The sequence below is a fragment of the Nitrospiraceae bacterium genome (assembly GCA_020632595.1).
Lineage (GTDB): Bacteria > Nitrospirota > Nitrospiria > Nitrospirales > UBA8639 > Nitrospira_E.
Map to the genome: position 1 here is coordinate 1 of JACKFF010000020.1, position 18,951 is coordinate 18,951.

Consider the following 18,951-nt stretch of genomic DNA (forward strand, 5'->3'; position numbering starts at 1 on the left):
ACAACGGAAAAATTGACCAACGAGACTATCGGAGGTTTGCGGAGGCTCTTCAATTTTTTGCTCCTAGTTCTTCCTCCACCCAATAGTATTTCCGAATAATTTCTCACAGATTTGAACGCATCATTCTATTCCCTGGGGATGATTTGCCGGTTCGAGTTTTGCCGGGTTTCGGCCCGGCAGCCGAGCTACTTTTGGTCGGGCAAAAGTAGCCCAAACCCGTGACGCCCTCCCTGGCAAAATCGGAGAGGGCGGACGCGAACTTGGGGAGGGCAGCCCAACTCGCTGCGCTCGAACAGGGGCTGCCGGTGTATGAGAGCGTCCGCCCAAGGGCCAGGGAGCAGGCGTCGGAGGAGGAAAAGCGGCGAGTCGTTAGGATTGTGAATATTTTCGATAGATAATTTTCATGAAGACTGGCTGGTTGTGCTGCAGTGCTTTTCGCGGAGGGCGAGGGCTTCGGGAATCCATTCTTGAAATTGTTTGATGCGGGTCCCGTGGCTGGGGTGGGTGGACACGAATTCGGCTGGCTGTTTGCCTTTGCTGACCTTTCCCATGCGCTCCCAGAGTCTTGGCGCTTCCGTGGGATCGAAACAGGCCCGGGCGACAAACAGCAGACCCAGGTAATCGGCTTCCGACTCGTGGTCGCGGGAAAAGGGGAGGAGCACGCCATATTGAGCGCCGACTCCTAATGCCCCCATGACCATTCTCTGTGTGTCGTAATCCATATCGCCGACGGCCACCGTGGCCGCTATGGTCCCCATCTGGACTAATTTTTGATGCGCCATGCGCTCGGCACCATGCCGCGCGATGGCATGGGCGATTTCATGGCCCATGACGACGGCTAATCCACTCTGGTTTTCGGCCACCGGAATGAGCCCGGTATATACGGCTGTTTTTCCACCCGGTAATGCAAACGCATTGGCCTGTTGAGAGTCAATGACATTAAATTCCCATTCGAATCCGGGATCGACATCGGCTGCCGCGGTTGCCAGACGGCGGCCGATGGTTCGGACCAGATCTACGACCTGTCCTTCCGGAATGACCCGGGATTGGCTGAGAATTTCTTGGTAGGACTGAAGTCCCAAGGCCATTTCCTGCTCATGGGTCATGTCCACCAATTGCGATCGGCCGGTTAACGGCACGGTTTCCTGGTTTGAGACGTAAAAATACAGTCCGTATATCGCGAATAGGACGAGCGGGATGAGCCGCATTTTCCAACTCATGCGTGCACGGGGTCGTCCACCTATTCCCCTATTTCTCCCAAATAATCCGAATCGCATCGTCTGGTTTCTCCGAGGGGGTAATCAAACGGTATCGCTAATATAATTTTGCGGTAGAATAGATAGGGAGGCTCTGAAAGCTTACTGCAAACCAGCCAAGAGAGGCTAGCGTTGATAATTCAGAATTCGACATTCGTGTTTTCTGCATGATCGTCACCTGGGAAAGGGAGAGGCGATGAATACTGAGACATCCCAAGTTGTGGTTTCGCGGCGAAAGTTTAATGGGAAACAGGTTATTCTTTTTGTCGGACTTGCGGTATTGGCCACGACGTTGGGTCTCGTTTGGTGGATGAACCAGTACGTCTATGCTACACTGTTTCATCCGACCCGACTGGGTGAGTCGGAACAACAGATTCTGAATGCTAAAATGGTTCACTTGCTTCAGATAGCCGATGCCCCTTCTTCATCCGTGTCTCAACCTTCCCCGTCCACAACAGATGAGGTTCTTGAACCTGTGCCCTATGGTGAAACAGACGGGAATCGGGAGATTCAATTAACGGAGCGGGAAGTGAATGCCCTGCTTGCCACCGATTCGTATATGGCCAGACATGTGGCTGTTGATATGGCGGACGACCTCGTCAGTGTCCAACTGGTGGTCCCGATTAATCATGAGATGCCCCTTGTGGGTGGAAAAATGTTGAAACTCAATTTTGGACTGGAACTCGGTTATGCCAATGGGAAGCCTGTGGTGGCGATGCGGGGTATTAGTCTCGGAGGCATTCCGCTTCCCAGTGCCTGGTGGGGAGATATTAAAAATACCAATCTGGTGGAGGAATTTGGTGGTTCAGGGGGATTTTGGGATCAATTTTCGAAGGGTATCAAGGATATGAGAATCCAGGATGGTCAATTGTATGTCATGTTGAAAGAGTAGTCTGCCCCGTCAGGAGTGCAAGCCTGATCGTTCCTCTGGAATAGCTTTGGTTTTCAAGTATCTCAGTAACGTGCCCTCTTTCCGACGTTCGTGCCGCTCCAGGTAAAGGGGTTTTTCGAACCGGATGCTGTTCATCTCCGGCTCTTTGAGTTGCGGTGCTCCCTGCCGGCTTGACGTTCCCGTTATCCGGTTGCTGTGGTGGTTCAGTCTCCCTCGTTGTTTTGTATGCCATCTTCAATCCTTCGGTGAGTAACTCCTTCCTTTCCTGTTAACCTGCCCAGGGTAGTTGACAGCTTCTGGGCTTTCATGTTTTTGGGGATACCATTGGCGAATCTCAAGGCCCTGGAAGGAACCGAACCATTGCTCGCTGAATGAGAGAACGGATTTTTATTGTTCTGCGGGATTTCCCGGAATTACCAGGCACGTCATAGGCGGGATGGTGGCCCAATACAAGGCTTGCGCTTCGGCAGGATCAAGTGAGAGCACCAGGTATTGGTGTGAACCGATCCAGGTCCCCATTCTGGCTGTGACCCGTCGTCCCCAGCCGGCTATTTGATGCCCCAGGTTTGCCCAAAAGGAGGCGAGGTGAGGCGGTTGGACCAGAATGGTCATGGATTCCAGAAAAGTGAGCTCATAGCGCGTGGGCATGTTGCTGACGTTTAATGGCGTGATGGGATCTTCAGGCGGAGATTCCTGAGATGAATCTGATGGAGGAGAAACGGGCAGGGGGGAGACCGAGGGGTCTTTCGTCTGGAGGTGCAGTACGGTTGAGTGGGTGAGAGGGGCTCCGATCCACTCGGAACCGGTCAGAGGAAATGTTCGCAGGGGGATGCCACGGGCTTTGAGTAATACGATGTTCTTGTCCGTATCGACGATGAAATAGAGAGATTTGGTTTTTGCCATTTGCAGCTCTTGTTCAACGGGCGGAGAAGAGGTTTTTTGTTGAGCTCCGCTTTGGGAAGAACAAGCATCTCCCAGGACAAGGATGAAAAGAAGCGTCCACACCAAGTAGGAGCTGGTGGTTTGGAGTGGCCGGTGGAGGAAGCAAGACTTGAGAGGATTCAATAGATGATCAGCGTTGTGCCAAGGGGCACGTGGTGAAAGACGTATTCAAGGGGTTCATCTCCGAGTCTGATGCAGCCATGGGTGACGTTGGTGCCCAGCGTTCGCGTATACAGCGTGCCATGGATGAAATAGCCATTGCCGAAACCAAGGGCATAATCTCCCAGCACGCCCGTTTCAATCCGGTCTTTGGGTTTGGTCGGAATGGGTTGCCCCTCTTCAATGAAGGCCCAATCGGGTTTGTTCCAGGCCGGATTTTTAATTTTACTGGAAATCGTAAACACCCCACGCGGAGTATCGAACACCCATCCGTTCCCGGGATTGCGAGGATCTTGCAACCGTGCCCCGCTGCCGGTTGAAGCCACGGCACTGTAGAGAATTCGATTGCCCTTTCGAAGGGATACCCGATTCTGAGCCGTATCGACCACCAGGTAGAGGCCCCTTGGTGCTGTGGCAAGGAGACCGGGAGCGGAAGGATAAAACGGGATGTGTTCTTCCTGGGGTTGGATCGTCACCGGGACCACGGTTGGGGTTCGCTTGGGAGCCTGAGGAGGAGAAGCTCCAAGTGCCGTTGTCAGGATGACGAGCAGGCTTAGCAGAAACGTCTGGCGTGAGGGGGGGATTATCAAGGGTTCCATTTTATTCTGTGCCGGCGAGTGAGACGGCAAGCGTACGAGGTTTGTGCCACCGTTCATTCCGTTCCTGAATATGGACTTCCAGTTGGTGTAAGGACGTCATGACGTCATTGTCCTGGTTCAGTGCCCCTACAATGGTGACAGGCGTTCCGACTTTTACCCGTCCGAATACGTCATCCATCGCGGAATTTTCCAAGGCAATGCACCCGTTAGTGGTTTCTTCGTTATTGGGATCTTCGCCATGAATTTCAATCAGGCTGCCGATTGACCGGTTCTGGGGCACCAGGCCATTTGCTTGGGCCTCGTCGAATCGTTGCTGGTGGGCTCTCGTTGGGTAGTCCAAGAGTAACGCTTTGTAATAGACGGTCCCCGCTCCTTCTTTTTTGTGCATCACGCGAAATTGTCCTTCCGGTGTGGCGCCGTCTCCCTCGTAGAGCTTGTCGGCCAATCCTGAAAATCCCACCCGTGCCGGATACTCCGCAACGACCCGGCCGTGTTGGTAGACGAGGAGGCGACGGGGGGCCTTGAGGACAATGACGGCTGTGCCGACTGATCGTTGTATGGTCTGTGTGACCCATTGTTCCCAGAGGGAAATTTGGGCCTTGTTTGTATAGCGGTTCATTTGTGTGACGACATGGACTTCCACGGGGAGAAGATGTTCAATCGCCTGCTCTCCGGCCGACCGGGCCTGCGTGTATTGTCCCTGCTCTAATCGCAACACACTTTCTCGAAGCAATCCTTCTGCCTGGGACAGTGCCAGCATGTCATCTTCCAGGTCGAAATCATGAGAAAGCGCTCGCAACCGTGTGAGCTGCGCCTGTTCAGGCTGAATGAGCTCCTCGACTTCCAGGCGCAGGGCAGTGATTTTTTGGCGAGAGGCTTCAAGCAGCAGAGAGCCTTCTTGCACCAGTTGTTGATAGGTCTGGTTGAACTGTTCAGCGTCCCCGGTTGTCCACCAATGATTAGTCTCTGTCCGCCATCGGGAACGGAGGTCGAGCACGTGTGTATGGAATTGTTGATATCGCTCAGGAAACAGGGTCTCTGCGCCGTTGACCCACGCCTGTCGGTCCAGGTCTTCAACCAGTGAAGGAAACGTGTCGGGATAGTCAGTCTGTCCCCACCAGGCAAACGTCAACGCTGGAAGCAGGACCAGCATGAGCGTTATCATCCAGCGCCGACGCCAGGCCGACTGAAACCTGGTTGGCGGAGTGGTCATAGTGTTCTCCATAATCAGATGTGCTGCTTTGCGGCAAGCCGTTTGACGGAGATAATCTGGGCTTGAATTCGAGTGGCAAAAGATTCTACGGAGTGGGACGTGGTCATCACGTCGATGAAGTGTTCTTGTGCCATAATGGATTCGATTTCAGTCAGGAGGGTTTCCGTGTCCTGAAAAGCTTGTAGAAGTTGGTTCAGCTCCCCGTGATCAGGCGTGGGAGCGGAAACGTCTGCCAGGAGCGCACGAACATCTTGAAGATGCTGTTTGGCAAAGGCAAGAGCCACCTCGGCATTGGCTTTGGATTCCTTTTTATTGGCGATGGCTTCGATTTTAGCCTGCGTGGCGTTGTTGACGACTTCCGACAGCATGGTGATGACAGGATCATAATTACGAAAAAGCGGCATCCGATCTCCCTGTCGATCCAGTTTTTGTTGTACCTGTCGCAATGCTGTTTCTGCTGCAGTGAATCTCTCAATGGCGTAATGTTCGGCTTCTGATATTCTCGCGTCTTCAAGAGCTTGAGTGGCGGCGTTCAATTGGGAAATAGGCGGTTCTGCGCAACCGGTCAAGAGCAGCCAGATCAGGAAAAGCACATGTCTGTCCCAGGGAAATTCAACGGTTCGAGGCCTATGCCCGTTGAGAGCGTTCCAGCCAGGGTTGATTGGGATTCTTTCAGTCACAATTTTTGAAATATCCTTATTTCTCCGGAAGATCGTTTTTTAGGAGGAAGAGGGGCCGAACCATTCCGGCCCCTCTTGTTGTTCGCCCGAATCAAAACCAGAACAGGTGGGGGCCTTTTCCTTGATGGTAAAAGGTCGTGAATTGCAGGTATCGGGTATCGTCCGGATACCTATTTGCCCACTGGCTTTTTGGCCGGATTTTGCTGTGGCTTGGCAGGGCTTGGGGCGGCAGTCGGTTTCCCGATAGGCATACCCTTTTTGGGGTCCTTTGGATTTGATTGGTTCACAGTAGCACCTCCTTTAAAGGTTAGGTAAGCCGTCATGGCTTACTACTCTTCGATAGATCAGCAAAGGTAATGCCAGATTTTGATCTGCTGTGGAGGAGAAATTCCTGCATTTTTTTGAGATAAGGCGGTGAAATTTCTTGGAATAACATGATGCGGAGAGACATCCTGTCCAAAAAAAGAAATCTTGTCCATTTTTCCTGAAAATTCTGGTTCAGATTTGGAGTGGTTCTGTGAAATATGTTCCGGCGTTTCGATGGAAGTCCGGGAATGATTTCCGGCTTAAAAGGAGAGGGTTGAATCCCACCCACTATTCATTTTGCCGGTGCTGGTTGATGTCTTGTAAGCCTGCACGAAGGACTTTTGATTCGTGGATGAAACCAAAGGTGCTTTGTGCCTTTTATGGGGATTGGCGTTGTAAATATTGCGCGGCGGCATCCAAGGCCCGGCTCAGCAGTTCAGGCCCGGCCCAAGTTCGGGTATTCTGGCTCTTATGGACGGTAGCCCAGTCCAGTGCAAAGGGGAGGGGAATCAGACGAACCGGGCCCTGATGACAATCCGTCCAAAGTTTGCTCAGGACCGTCCCGATTCGAAACGGGGAAGGGATCAGTTGGATGGGGTTTCCTATCAAGTCTTGGCAAAGTTCCGCAGGGGAAGTGACCAGCAATTCCCGGCAGGCGGATGGCCGATTTTCATAGATTGAGCAGGTTTCATCATCCAGAAATGGACAGGGCATTCGAAGCGCATAATAGGCGCGATTAAGAGGTTCCAATTCTTCGTCGGTGCCTTGATCCTCTGAAAAAGCCAGTCGTTGCAACCCCTCCTCCAGGCCGGCCTCCCGCAAGGTCTTTTGGGCCGTCTGAAATCGCTCAAGCAACCGCTCCTTTTTTGGAGATGGGAGGGCTTCAACAACCGACAGGAGCGCAAGGGCCTCCGGAGGGGCGACGGGAATCATCATGCGACAGCAGGCGGCGCAGCCTTTTTGGCAGGATATGGTGGCACCGGTTTGAGAGGTGGTGTCGATGGCCAGCTGGTGAGCTTGCTCTCCAAGGGATCGCATGAGGGGGATAATGTCCGTAATAGGTATGAATCTGGTCGGTACTCCAACCGACGCCGTCAGGTGACCGACAGGTGTTTGAATATCAAGGTTGTAGGATTCGTGAGGTCCGGAGGTTTTCATGGGAAAATCTTATGCAGGAACAATCAACTAAACAGATTCCGTGAAAAGACCTCATTGCCCGGCCGTGGCTGCACTGGAGGTGAGCCGGAGGTTGCATTGTAGAAGAAACCCTATGTGGAGGAAAAGCTGATGGCTTGGGTTCACCTGACATGCAGGGGGAGGGCATGCTTTTCTGCATGACGCCATTCCAAGAGAATCATGGGTCCTACAAGATACCCGGGCTTTTTTCTTGAGAGTTTCAATTCCTAAGGAAGAAAGAATTCATGTACAAGTCAGTCTTTCTGCTTCAAATGGGCAGGGGGATGACACCAGGCATATTTATAGCATAGTCGAGTTGTGGTTAGGGATGAAAATCTCTTTTTTCTTACCCGGTTCTCCCCCTTAAGGCATAACAACCGCATCTTGGCAAGGAAAGTCGAGCCAAAACTATGCTTGAACGTGTGATGGAACGTTCAGTTTTTCGGACGAAACGTTTACAGAGCCACCCCCGCCTCGAGGATTCCCATGAATTAGGGTTAAGACGGGATCTGACCGTGTGGCATTTAGTCGCGCTTGGGATCGGCGCCATTATTGGGACTGGAGTGTTTGTCTTAATAGGAACGGCCACGGTCGGCAATTCCCATCGCCCGGGTGCGGGGCCCGGCATCATCCTGTCCTTTTTGTGTTCGGGAATGGTCTGCGCGCTGGCTGCGCTCTGTTATGCGGAATTTGCCTCTATGATTCCAGTGGCCGGTAGCGCGTATTCCTACACCTATGCCACGTTGGGAGAAGTGATTGCCTGGTTAGTGGGGTGGAATCTGATTTTAGAATATGGTGTGGCGAGTGCGGCTGTGGCCATTGGCTGGTCGGGGTATTTTGTCAATGTTCTCAATTTGGTGGGCATTGAACTGCCGGATCTGCTGGCTCATGCTCCAGAAGCAGGCCGCAGCGGTGGCCTGATCAATCTTCCGGCCGTGCTCGTCTCTCTTGTGATGATGGGACTACTCTTGATGGGAACCAAGCGAAGTGCACAGATCACCGGTGTGATTGTGGTCGTTAAACTTTTCGTCATTCTTTTCTTCCTGGCTGTTGGAGCAGGAGGGGTGAACCCCGAGAATTGGACCCCGTTTCTTCCTAATGGGGTATCCGGCGTCGGAGCAGCCGCAGCCATTGTGTTTTTCGCGTATGTGGGGTTCGATGCGGTCTCGACGGCGGCCGAAGAAGCTCGAAACCCCCAGAAGGATATTCCTCGGGCTATCTTGGTATCCCTGGTATTCTGCACGCTTATGTATGTCTCCGTGGCAGCCGTTCTGACGGGGTTAGTCCCTGTCACAACCATTGATGTTCATGCACCTGTGGCAGACGCTCTCAGCCGAGCAGGATACCGGTGGGGCGGAGCCCTGGTTGCCGTTGGGGCTTTGGCCGGGATTACCGGCGTATTACTTGTCATGATGCTTGGGCAAATCCGGATCTTCTTTGCGATGTCTCGAGATGGTCTTCTCAGTCCTCGCCTGGCCACGATTCATTCCAGGTATCAGACTCCCTCCCTGGCCACTATCCTGACCGGATCAGGGGTCGCGCTTCTCGCTGGGTTTATCCCGATCGGAGAAGCCGCTGATATGACGAACATTGGAACCCTTTTTGCGTTTTGTCTTGTCTGCCTTGGTGTGCTATGGCTCCGTATCACCCAACCGGAGCATCCACGGGCGTTCCGGCTTCCCTGGATGCCATGGATCCCCGTGTTGGGAACACTATCGTGTTTTGGGCTTATGCTCTTTCTCCCCTCACTTACCTGGATTCGTTTTGGGGCGTGGACATGTATCGGACTTCTGGTCTACGCCTTCTATGGCCATCGCCACAGCCGGTTAGCCGCCACTCATAAAAATATTTCGAGATTCACATAGCAGTTAATGGTTCTTGGCTTTGGTCATGATTTTATCGGTCCAGGCTAACAACACGGCTGAGCCTAAAAAGGTCAGATGAATGATGATTTGCCATTGAATGTGTTCAATTGGCACATTGGCAATGTTGACGAAGGCTTTAAGTAAATGAATGCTGGAAATGCCAATCAACGAGGCTGCGAGTTTCACTTTGATCGTGCCCGGGTCAATATGGCTGAGCCAATCCGGTCGATCAGGATGACTCTCCAGACTTATTTTACTGACAAATGTCGCATATCCTCCGATGACGACCATGGTGAGCAGATTGGCCACCATGGTGATATCCACCAGGGTGAGGATTCCTAACATAAACACGGTTTCGGTGAGGGTGCCAATTTCATGCACCATGTGCCACAGTTCGGTTAAAAATTTCCAGGCATAGAGCACTTCGGCGAGGATTAACCCACCATATAGGGGTGCTTGTATCCACCGGCTGGCAAAAATGCCCATTTCGAATATGTGTTCGATCCAATGGGGAATGTCTGCCGGTGGGGAACCAAGAGGAGAATCCGGTGAAGTCGGGGATTGGGCCATAAAAACCTCCTTTGAAAAAATGTTGAATCAACGCGTAAAGCTTTCCGGTTTGTCCGGGAACATGACCGTCTTAGGAACGCATGCAAACAATGCTCTTTAAACGTTCTGAGAGTGATCGTTGGCGCAGAATGTAATGTGAGAAAAAAAGGAAGGCACATCATTCCAAGTTGATCACTTACTGTTGATAGGTAAGAAATTTTATAAGTGAGGAGGAATGATCAAGATTGGGACGGAACGTGGGTGACTACGAAATTGAAGCGAAGGGCTGAAATTGTTTTCTTGAATGTGGTGGTCGGTTTGGCAAATATACTGGGAGCGTGAAATCAGATCAAGTTTTCTAAGAGATGGTCCCCGTGAGGAGTTCTATTTTCATATCAGATGGCATCGGCCACGGACATATCAGGCGGTGGCCGATGCATGCATACGCTCTCCCACACCCCATGCCGGTGAACTTCCTCAGAAAACCAGTGTCACCGAGAACTGTAGGATGCGCCCGGTATCAAGTTTCTCTTTATCCTGAACCGTCAGTGACCATTTTCCCTTTGGAATTTTGCCGACGAATGCCAGGAGGTCCGGTGTCGTGGTGACATCATAGGTAGTGTGGATATTATCAGTGCCGCCTCCAATTCGATTATGAAGCACAATGGATGATACTCCTGTTGAATTGGGGGGTACCAGCTTAATGATCAAATCACCGATATACGAATGCTCAATATCCACTCCGATCTTGACGGAGGTGAGCGGGGTGGTCTCGGCCACTTGTAGAGAGAGTTGTGAGGTTTGAAGGTCGCGAATGGGAATGATGGCGGTGGAAGTATGGACAGTGGTAGGCGTTGGAATAACCGGTGCAGCCAGTTCTACCGCGCGTTTGGCATTGATCCGGCCATACCCGTATAAGGTGCTATGGCCGTTGGTGTCATATTTGCCAGCGCTTGGATCAATTTGATCACACGAGCGTCTGAGCAGATCCTTGACTTCATCCCATCGCAGGGAAGGGTTGCGAGCGAGCATGAGGGCGGCCACCCCTGCGACACCGGGACATGCGCTTGATGTGCCGCCAAAATCGTTGACATAATTGCCTGCCGCATCGCCTCGACTGACTTGTCCGGGATTATATCCTGCGGATGCCGAGCGATCGGTGGTCCAGATTCCCGGTATGGGGAGAATCGTATCGTTGCTGGGAAAGGTACACCAAATGGCCTTGCCGAAATCGCTATAGGCACTTCTTTTCCCTTTGGCGTGACAGGCGGCCACGGCAATCACTTTTTCATAACTGGCATAACCATCGTTATCGACACTTTCGTTGCCGTTTCCGGCAGCCCAGGTAATCACACACCCTTTCCCATTGCGTCCATTTGCGACGGCCCAATCAATAGCGAGGCGAGTGGAATCCGGCAGGGGCACGACGGTGTGATGGAGCGGATCGCGTGGATCCCACCAGGCGCCATCCTCCGGCCCCCAGCTGCAGGAAATGACATCTGCGCCGTGTTGGGCGGCCCAGATAAATGCATCAGCCTCGGCTTGTGAGCCTAACGGAGATACATACCGGATGGCCATTAACCGGGCTTTGGGAGCGACTCCGGAGGCACCATGAAAACCGTTGCCGGTGGCGACGCCCGCACAGGCGGTTCCATGATTATCCCGGCTGCCGGGTCGAGGATCATCAGTGGCGCGTGTTACGTCGCGAGGAGCGATAAGTTTTCCTGAACCGGCAAACTCTTCGTGATCAAGATCCATGCCGTCATCAATGATGGCAACAGTGATATTTTCTCCCTCACTGAGTGCCCAGGCGGCCTCCACGTTGGCATGGGCATCATAGACCGTTCCATCAATCGTGGTCTTTTTTAAATGCCATTGTTGTGGGAACGCTGTGCGCCATCCCATTTGTCTGACAAGTTCAGGGTGGCAGAGCTCCACATGTTTATGCTGCAAGAGACTCTCGGCTATGGCAAACACTTTCTGTCCTGTGCCCTCCGGCGCTTCGATAAAGAAGGTATTGCGAGCATATTCCAACACCCGTTTGATTCCGAGTCCTGAGGCTTTTAGGATTTTCCGACAAGTGGATTCCGCCAGGTCATCATCAAATTTAGCAAAAAGATTTTCGGTATATAGAACAGGTTGTTTTGATTGAGGATCGACCAGGACCCGTCCGGCAAATTGGACGTCTTTTACCGATTGTATGGTGGTGCGGATGGCTCCTCGGGCGCTTGCGCGTCGAACGGCTTGGGGATATCGAAAGATTTCCACGCCGGCATGGTGGAACCGGTGCACGGGCTCAAGATTGTCCAATGCCTGCCGGGCTCGCGTGGACTGAGCGGCGGCTTCCAATGGTCGACGACTCTGCGTTCGCACCACCACGAGCTCTTCATCGGGTTTCAGTTTGAACGCTTTCCCGTTTTGTCCTCCATAACGAAATGACAGCATGGGTGTTCTCCTTCTGTTTGACTACACAATGATGCGTGGACTTGCTTCGCATTCCTTCGTAGAATGGCTCATGGCTGTGAACGATCTCTTTCCTGCCTTTCCTCTAAGGATGAGGGTAGAGGCCCAAGCCTTGTCCCGTGTCTATGTTCGTGAATCTGACTGCTTTGCGGTTCATGGGCCAGTGCCTCCGGCCTTGAACTCTTCGGTGTTGTACTCTTTTAATGATCCGGTCATCAACGTGTGCCGAGGTGAGGTTTCGGCCTTGTCGGAGTTTCCTTCCGACCTGATAGTGACACCGGTCTATCGTCTTGAGCCCGATGGTCCGCAAGGAGTGCCGTCCGGCAATGTGTTTATTCGTTTCCGGCCACAGATTTCCGTCGAGGTTCGGCAAAAAGAAATTGAAGCGTGCGGCTTCTCCATTTGTGAATCGCTTTCCTATGCACCTCACGCCGCATGGCTTCGAAGTCAGGATGGAAATATTGCCACGTCGCTTAATGGTATTGCAAAGTTGCGTGATCTCAACGATGTGGAACTCGTCGAACCGCAGATGTTGATGAGGCGGGTGGGCCGGTCATCCAATGGTCCCCCGTCGAATGCACCACCTTAAAGGGCTTTCTTCGAATAATCGTGTCGATATCGGACGGTAGGGGAATCTGAAGGGAGGGGGATTCGTTGGCGGGCATGGTTGGTGATTTCGCCAAGCGCTTTTACCACCCAATTGTCCGGTTGCAAGGCTCCGACGATTGTCACCGGAGTCCCTTCTTCAGCAAGATGAAAGACGGCATCCATATCTGCATTAAGGAGAGCGACGCAGCCATTCGTCGTGCTGTTGCCATCAGGTTGTTGGCCATGAATTTCAATGAGGCCTCCGATTCCGCGATGTGCCGGCAAGCCTCCCTTGCTCTTGGCTTCCAGGAAGCGTTGACGATGGGCATTGGTTGGGTAATTGAGTAAGAGGGCTTTATGAAATTTGGTGAATCCCGGTCCTTTCTTCTGCAGGATACGAAACTGTCCCTCCGGAGTCGCGCCGTCCCCTTCCTGCAACTTGTCCTGAAGTCCTGAAAAGCCGAGATCAATAGAAAAACGGCGAAGGGGTTTTCCATTCCGATAGACTATGAGATGGCGGGAGGCTTTAATGACCACGATAGCCGTGCCACCTGTCCTTGAAGACCAATCCAGGGTGTTGGCGACCCAATGGTTCCATTTGGCCAGTTGTGAGACGGTCCCATACCGTTTCATTTGGGAAATGGCTTGACCCTCGATGGGTGCAAGAGATTCTCTTGCTTGTCTAAGGAGAATATGCGCTTGCTTGCCGCTGTCTTCTGCGAGTCGAGAGTCTGCCTGATTCAGCAATCCCTCTGTTACCGATAGGTTCCGTAGGTTTCGTCGAACATCAAATATACCGGTTAATGCACGGAGACGGGTGACTTGGCGACGTTCCGTCTCCAGGGCAGTTGTCAGTTGCTGGTGCCGGGTGAATTTTTGGTGTGTGGAGGCTTTAAGAAGGGTCGAGCCTTCTTGCAGCATGTTTTGGTAGGCTGCCTGAAGCGTATAGGTGTCGGTGGTGGGCCACCAACGTGCTTGTTCTCTCCGCCATTGCGTTCGAAGCGTGATGATGTCCAGGTGAAATGCGCGATATCGTTCCGGGAAATAGGCTTCCGCCCCAAGGCTCCAAGCCTGGCGGTCAAGGGATTCAAGCTGAGATGGGAAGACTTCGGGAAGGCGATCTGCCTGCCACCAGGCAACAATCAGGAAAGAAAGCATGATGAGAGCTCCAGCCGCCAGCCAAACGGCTGGTCGTTTGGCTGGTTGTCGGCCAGAGCCCCATCCTCGCATGTGTTAGGCCTTCTTGTGTTTTCCTGTCTTCTGAATGGCCTGTGCGACCTGTTCATTCACGCGGGCTGCTAAGGCTTGAACGGATTCGGCTTTAGCCTTGACTCCTATAAAGTCTTCCATGGCCATAATGGCGTCAATTTCAGCAAATGTGGTTTCTGCGGCTTGTAGATCGCCACGTAAGGCTTGCAAATCGGCCTGGGTTCCCTTGCCCGTTGGCGCTTGCGCCAACTGATTTTTGGCTTCCTCTAATGAGGTTTTGGCGAGTACCACGGCACCTTCCGCCTCGGTCTTCACCATTTGTTTGCTTGCGATGGCTTCGGTTTTGGCTTTTTCGGCATCCGCTACGACCTTTACTAAGATGGCATTCGCCGCATCATAGTTGCGGGTCATGACAAATGTATCGTCCTGCGCTGCGATTTCTTCCTGGGCTTTTTGATATTCGTCCTCCGCAACACGCAAGGATTCAGGAGCATATTTCTCCGCGCCGGCTTGCTTGGCAGCCTGAAGGGCTTGCAAGGCCGAGTCAGTCCCTTGAATGGGTTTTTCGGCGCAGGCCATAAGCATGGTGCCTAATGCCAATACGAGCGTACCCGTTTTCAATAATTGAATCACGTTTCCCATGTTTGTCAATTTCCTCCTTTATGAGTGAGAGAGAAGATTCCCTCCCCGTTGGTTATGGTTGTACGAGCCTGGCCCATGGTTGGTCAAAGGAGTGAATTCCCTGCCTCGTTCATGAATCCCGCTGATTTGTCTGGAAAGTCCCGCGTTGGTTTATCTGCGGAATGTTTGGGTAAGACATTTCAGATACAAGAGGCGTGAGTTCTTTCGTTCCCTTCCTGTTTCCTGAGCGGCCTTTTCTTCAAGTATAGATTTAATGAGCAAAGAAGATGCCAAAGGATTGTGACCACAAAAGACGAGAATAAGAAGAATGGACGGCTAAAAGACCCATTTTGGCATGCAAAATCAGGCAAAGGTCTGAAGCATGCGAGGTTAACCATGGACATCATGTCTGAGAAAAGAAACTTTGTCCGTGAATTTCTTTAAACTAGTCAGTGAACGAACCACTACATAATTGCCAGGACCTACAAAAGCTAGTGGTCGGTGTGATGTTGGTTGGGGGAGAGGTCCAACGTAACACCGGCCCGTTGGACTCACACTCAGGGCAAATCTTATTCAAGCGACGATCTCATCCAAACTTTCAAGGTTGGATGAAAAGGAGAGGCTTGGGCAGATATGAAGTTCAGCCTGATAGCAGGTGACGGCCAGAATGATTAACTCCGTGGCTGAAAGGGTTGCGGGGATTTGGCTTCTAAGGTGTGAGGGATGACATAGGCGTGGAGATGCGGTGCAAATAAGCGAAAGATGCGGACGGGTAAACTGCTTGTAAAGCTGAAATCCCCAGAATGCGGACCTGATACCTGGGCCGTGATGGTTCCAAAAAAACGGTCGTCAATGAGAAATACAAATGTGGCTGTTCGGGCGATGGGGCGGGATTCAATTAATCGATAGCCTCGTTCATACACTTTTTGACGATGATCCCCGGTTCCGGTTTTCCCACCGATCGAGATGGTCATACCCTTTGTGGGTGGCAAGGCGCCTTTGGCGCCGATCGCTGTACCATGTTCCACCACTTCGATAAGTTCCTGACGAAGAATTTGAGCGACCAGCGGGTTCAAAGTCTGTTCCCGGTCTGGTTCTTGAGGTACGACAAGTGTTTCAAACGGGGTTCCTTCTGCAAAGTGCAGTTGCCGAATTGTCACTGTGGGGATTTTTCTTCCCTCGTTGACCAGAATACCCATAAGTTCGGTTAAAGCCGCAGGGCGGTCGGCGGAACTCCCAATTGCGGTAGCTAACGACGGGACTAATGTGGCAAAGGGATATCCGACCCGTTTCCAGGCTTTGTGGATTTCCATGAATGCCTCTTGTTCCAGAATCAGTCGAATCCGACTATCCTGTGCCGCTTTGCGATGAGTCTTAAATAACCAGGCATACACCTCCAACAACTCCTGCTCACTGGCGCGGGCGAGTTCGGATTTGCCGGAATCGGGATGTTGCCGGAGAAATGCAACCGTCCACAATTCGAGTGGATGGATGCGGGCGACATAACCTCGATCAGCAAGGCTGAGCACGCGGGGATCAGTCTGCGTAAAAAGCCGGTCGGCTTGCTCGGGGGAAAGCTTGATGGTTGGAAATGTTTGTCGCAGAGATGTGGTGAAGGCCCGGACATCCTGCTCAGGTTCGATCGAGCGGAGGAGGACAGCCAGTCGGAGCGGTGTGAGCCGAGTTTGGGAAAGCACCAGCTGCCAGGCTTCTTCCGCCGAAAGTCCTTTGTATTTTTCGAAGAAACGATAGAGAAAAATTCGACCTTCCTGTTGGGCGAATTTTTGTAGGTATTGCCGGCGTATGGGATTGAGAGGGTCTTTAAGGACCATCGCGGTCGATCCAGGTATGGCGAAAGTGTGATACTGGACGAGATCCCGCATTAAGCGGATAAAGACTAAATTCACGGAGTGATGAAAAGCTTCTCTGACAGTAAACAGTTTCCCGTTGTCGGCTTTGTTGAAATTGGCAAAGGTATGAAGCCCGCCCCCAGTCCAAAACCGTTCGTTTGGACTCGCTGAATACTGTCGATCGAGGGCGGCTTTTAATATCCCGGAAAGGGATTGGTCTGAAGAAGTCTGCAGATAGGTTAATGTCCACCGGCTAAGTGGGTCCAGGGATTGCTGGTTGAGCTCCAAGAGCTTTTGTGGGGGGTGACCCGCATACGCGTGATGGAGGCGTTCAATGGCTTCCAGATAAGTGACCAGGGTACGAAGTTTGGCTGTGGAACCCAAATCCATTTTTGAGCCCTGATTCAGATCCAATGGCTGATTGAGGGTATCGGTTTGCACTCGAAGGAGATTGCCGTGGGGAGTTCGCTCATAGAGAGTCAGGCTATAAATGATATCCGCCGGATTCCCTTGAGCAAGCAGATGCGGTTGCGTCAGTTGGGAGTCTGTCATAAAGACGGGATCTGCCAGGTGTTGTAGGAGGGTAGTCGCTCGGAATTGGAGATCGCGGTCCAGGGTAGTTTCCACGGTGGCGTCCATATGGTCCAAGGCATAAAGACTTGGAAGCCCTAATAAATTTTGTAAATGGGCGCGTATGAAATTTGGTGCCTTTTGATCCTGAAAGGAGGTGTTGCTTGAAATCCTTGATGATGCTGGCGCAAAGACCAAGGGATAAATCAGTGCGAGGTCCCGCAAAGCAGGGGAAATAATCCCGGCCTGTGTCAGGAGGCGAAGGTAAGTATTGGTTTTCTCGTTCAGGGCATCAATGTGTGTGAGGTAATAGGAGGGTCGCCTGAGAGCGAGGAGGAGACTGACTCCTTTTTTGTAGGTGGCTGCCGCCAAGGCCATTTTTTCCAAAGATGTCGGGTCAGCGCCAGCCAGAATCTGGTCAAACCGGCTGAGGTCCATGTGAAACCAGGCCGATAGTCCATCACCGAATCCATGGATCTCCCCGGCACCAGGATACGCGCCAAGCGGGAATGAATTCATATAATCCAGGACCAAATGTTTTTGAGCTTCTTGCGTGCGTATGTCGTCGTGATAAATCCGGAGACTGGCGGCCGTTACCTGTTTGGCTTTTTCCTGAAGGGAGGAGGTTTGGCCTCGGGGAGAATGCCGGAACTTCTCCAATTGCGTAGCCAAAGTGCTTCCCCCAGGAACGTTCTGGTCGTTTTTCACCAACCGGATACCTTGCGTGAGGAATGCTTGCCCTAACCGGTCCCATTCAACGGCCGGATTGGCATAGGGACAGCAGGGATCAAGTAATTCTCGATTTTCAATGAAAAGCAGGGTTTGAACCAACAAAGGGGGAATCGCCTCAAAATTGGGAAAGACCTGCTTGGGGTCAGAAAGTTGAAACAGGTCCTGTCCATGACTATCCACAATGCGTAACCCGCTCTGAGTCTTTTCCCGATAGATGGGAGAGATTCCCAGATCGGAAATGGTCTTGAGTTCAGCCGATGGATGGGCTTGCGCCTGAATCACGAATCCTTTCTTTTGGAGCTTCGAAAGGATAGCGGGGAGTCGGGTATACCCGCGGCGTTCGTCCAAGGGGCCTGATGAGGGAAACACCGTGAGTGGGGAGGGGCCCGGTTGTACCGGGGAGGTTAGTTGAGCGGAAATTGTATGAAATAGACGGGATTGCAGCCAGGAAGTGTTCAGTTCAAATATTGCCCAGCCCAAAAAAGTCAATGTGGCCAGGAAGACAATATGCGTGGTTTGATAAGGGGGGCGAAGGCATTGGATGAGACGACCCAGGTTTCGCCATTTCTCGATTTGTTGGGAATTACCAGGTGTGGTTTCAGCGCCCACCCAAGGGGCAATAGGGGGAAAGGTCAGGGCCTTTCTTGATTGGAGAAGAGATGCCAAAAACGTCGCCGGTTTACGGAATGGCCCGGACTGTATGTAAAAGAGCATGGACATGTGATATAGGAACGTAACCCGCACTAGCTAAATGTTTCGAAATACAAATGTGCAAAAAATGTACGAAGGCTTTCCGGATTACCTAAGCTGCCCGGTATGGCCACGTGTGATAACGGAGCAGATTCATTTGATTAAAAAAGTGAATTGGTGAGCCAAGTTAGTAAAAATTCATCTGGGTGAACTTGATAAATTGTGCGCCAGAATGTTTACAGTTGTTGGTGGATGTGCTTTCCAAACAGGACAAATTGTCTAGGTTAAATCCGGATTGTGGACAAAAGGCTGTGGGTTGAGAAAAAGGAGGCAGTGTGTTGGGAAAGAGGAAGTCACAGGCAGTTAGTGTAAAGCAGGGCGATAGGTGAATAACCAATCTGCGTTCGCACAATGCGAGTTCTCCCCATTGAGTTGGAGGCCTCTGGATCTCTTCCCTATGGGAAAATATGCGTATAGGGGTTTCCAGCGACCTCATCATGTCGTCAGGGAGAAGAAAGTGGGCCAAACCTAGTTTTTGGGGGCCTGTGTGAAGGGAATGGCTGAAGCTTTTGCCTATGGCGTCTTGGGAGG

At 52.0% G+C, this 18,951-nt stretch carries 14 protein-coding genes; 3 read left to right on the forward strand and 11 right to left on the reverse strand.

Going from position 1 to position 18,951, the window contains the following annotated elements; all coding sequences use genetic code 11:
- Positions 1 to 401 precede the first annotated feature (401 nt).
- A complete protein-coding gene (locus H6750_20175) occupies positions 402 to 1,220 on the reverse strand; it encodes a M48 family metallopeptidase (protein MCB9776631.1) in 819 nt (272 codons plus the stop codon).
- 232 nt (positions 1,221 to 1,452) lie between these two features.
- Between H6750_20175 and H6750_20180 the strand changes: the two genes are divergently transcribed.
- Positions 1,453 to 2,148 (forward strand): arginine N-succinyltransferase, encoded by a 696-nt coding sequence (locus H6750_20180; GenBank protein ID MCB9776632.1) that lies wholly within the window; start codon positions 1,453 to 1,455, stop codon positions 2,146 to 2,148.
- 387 nt (positions 2,149 to 2,535) lie between these two features.
- Here H6750_20180 and H6750_20185 read toward each other — a convergent pair whose 3' ends face one another.
- From H6750_20185 to H6750_20205, 5 genes are all read right to left on the reverse strand, one after another.
- Positions 2,536 to 3,051 carry a hypothetical protein gene (locus H6750_20185; protein MCB9776633.1) on the reverse strand — a complete coding sequence of 172 codons (516 nt, stop codon included), beginning with the start codon at positions 3,049 to 3,051 and terminating at the stop codon, positions 2,536 to 2,538.
- 158 nt (positions 3,052 to 3,209) lie between these two features.
- A complete protein-coding gene (locus H6750_20190; protein ID MCB9776634.1) occupies positions 3,210 to 3,848 on the reverse strand; it encodes a L,D-transpeptidase in 639 nt (212 codons plus the stop codon).
- Position 3,849: 1 nt separating this feature from the next.
- Positions 3,850 to 5,061: a L,D-transpeptidase family protein gene (locus H6750_20195; GenBank protein ID MCB9776635.1), complete on the reverse strand. Its 1,212-nt coding sequence runs from the start codon at positions 5,059 to 5,061 to the stop codon at positions 3,850 to 3,852.
- A 14-nt stretch (positions 5,062 to 5,075) separates the two neighbouring features.
- Positions 5,076 to 5,741 carry a hypothetical protein gene (locus tag H6750_20200; protein MCB9776636.1) on the reverse strand — a complete coding sequence of 222 codons (666 nt, stop codon included), beginning with the start codon at positions 5,739 to 5,741 and terminating at the stop codon, positions 5,076 to 5,078.
- Positions 5,742 to 6,425: 684 nt separating this feature from the next.
- Complete coding sequence (locus H6750_20205; protein MCB9776637.1) at positions 6,426 to 7,205, reverse strand: YkgJ family cysteine cluster protein; 780 nt, start codon at positions 7,203 to 7,205, stop codon at positions 6,426 to 6,428.
- Positions 7,206 to 7,648: 443 nt separating this feature from the next.
- Between H6750_20205 and H6750_20210 the strand changes: the two genes are divergently transcribed.
- Complete coding sequence (locus tag H6750_20210) at positions 7,649 to 9,088, forward strand: amino acid permease (GenBank protein ID MCB9776638.1); 1,440 nt, start codon at positions 7,649 to 7,651, stop codon at positions 9,086 to 9,088.
- 3 nt (positions 9,089 to 9,091) lie between these two features.
- On the opposite strand, the gene H6750_20215 is transcribed toward H6750_20210, so the two are convergent.
- Positions 9,092 to 9,658, reverse strand: coding sequence for a TIGR00645 family protein (locus H6750_20215; GenBank protein MCB9776639.1), 567 nt, complete (start codon positions 9,656 to 9,658; stop codon positions 9,092 to 9,094).
- Between the two features lie 456 nt (positions 9,659 to 10,114).
- Positions 10,115 to 12,082: a S8 family serine peptidase gene (locus H6750_20220; GenBank protein ID MCB9776640.1), complete on the reverse strand. Its 1,968-nt coding sequence runs from the start codon at positions 12,080 to 12,082 to the stop codon at positions 10,115 to 10,117.
- Between H6750_20220 and H6750_20225 the strand changes: the two genes are divergently transcribed.
- Entirely contained in the window at positions 12,081 to 12,689 is a 609-nt protein-coding gene (locus H6750_20225; GenBank protein MCB9776641.1) for a hypothetical protein, read from the forward strand. The two genes, H6750_20220 and H6750_20225, sit on opposite strands and share 2 nt — an antisense overlap.
- Here the strand turns inward: H6750_20225 and H6750_20230 are convergent.
- From H6750_20230 to H6750_20240, 3 genes are all read right to left on the reverse strand, one after another.
- A complete protein-coding gene (locus H6750_20230) occupies positions 12,686 to 13,918 on the reverse strand; it encodes a L,D-transpeptidase (GenBank protein ID MCB9776642.1) in 1,233 nt (410 codons plus the stop codon). The genes H6750_20225 and H6750_20230 overlap by 4 nt on opposite strands.
- A gap of 3 nt (positions 13,919 to 13,921) precedes the next feature.
- Positions 13,922 to 14,539 carry a DUF4398 domain-containing protein gene (locus H6750_20235; GenBank protein MCB9776643.1) on the reverse strand — a complete coding sequence of 206 codons (618 nt, stop codon included), beginning with the start codon at positions 14,537 to 14,539 and terminating at the stop codon, positions 13,922 to 13,924.
- A gap of 650 nt (positions 14,540 to 15,189) precedes the next feature.
- Positions 15,190 to 18,390 carry a transglycosylase domain-containing protein gene (locus H6750_20240; protein MCB9776644.1) on the reverse strand — a complete coding sequence of 1,067 codons (3,201 nt, stop codon included), beginning with the start codon at positions 18,388 to 18,390 and terminating at the stop codon, positions 15,190 to 15,192.
- Positions 18,391 to 18,951: the final 561 nt, after the last annotated feature.

Excerpts from the sequence above, each read along its gene's own strand:
- H6750_20205 (MCB9776637.1), bottom strand. The coding sequence starts at position 7,205 with ATGAAAACCTCCGGACCTCACGAATCCTACAACCTTGATATTCAAACA.
- H6750_20220 (MCB9776640.1), bottom strand. The coding sequence starts at position 12,082 with ATGCTGTCATTTCGTTATGGAGGACAAAACGGGAAAGCGTTCAAACTG.
- H6750_20190 (MCB9776634.1), bottom strand. The coding sequence starts at position 3,848 with ATGGAACCCTTGATAATCCCCCCCTCACGCCAGACGTTTCTGCTAAGC.
- H6750_20230 (MCB9776642.1), bottom strand. The coding sequence starts at position 13,918 with ATGCGAGGATGGGGCTCTGGCCGACAACCAGCCAAACGACCAGCCGTT.
- H6750_20235 (MCB9776643.1), bottom strand. The coding sequence starts at position 14,539 with ATGGGAAACGTGATTCAATTATTGAAAACGGGTACGCTCGTATTGGCA.
- H6750_20180 (MCB9776632.1), top strand. The coding sequence starts at position 1,453 with ATGAATACTGAGACATCCCAAGTTGTGGTTTCGCGGCGAAAGTTTAAT.
- H6750_20215 (MCB9776639.1), bottom strand. The coding sequence starts at position 9,658 with ATGGCCCAATCCCCGACTTCACCGGATTCTCCTCTTGGTTCCCCACCG.
- H6750_20240 (MCB9776644.1), bottom strand. The coding sequence starts at position 18,390 with ATGTCCATGCTCTTTTACATACAGTCCGGGCCATTCCGTAAACCGGCG.
- H6750_20195 (MCB9776635.1), bottom strand. The coding sequence starts at position 5,061 with ATGACCACTCCGCCAACCAGGTTTCAGTCGGCCTGGCGTCGGCGCTGG.
- H6750_20210 (MCB9776638.1), top strand. The coding sequence starts at position 7,649 with ATGGAACGTTCAGTTTTTCGGACGAAACGTTTACAGAGCCACCCCCGC.
- H6750_20185 (MCB9776633.1), bottom strand. The coding sequence starts at position 3,051 with ATGGCAAAAACCAAATCTCTCTATTTCATCGTCGATACGGACAAGAAC.
- H6750_20175 (MCB9776631.1), bottom strand. The coding sequence starts at position 1,220 with ATGAGTTGGAAAATGCGGCTCATCCCGCTCGTCCTATTCGCGATATAC.
- H6750_20225 (MCB9776641.1), top strand. The coding sequence starts at position 12,081 with ATGGGTGTTCTCCTTCTGTTTGACTACACAATGATGCGTGGACTTGCT.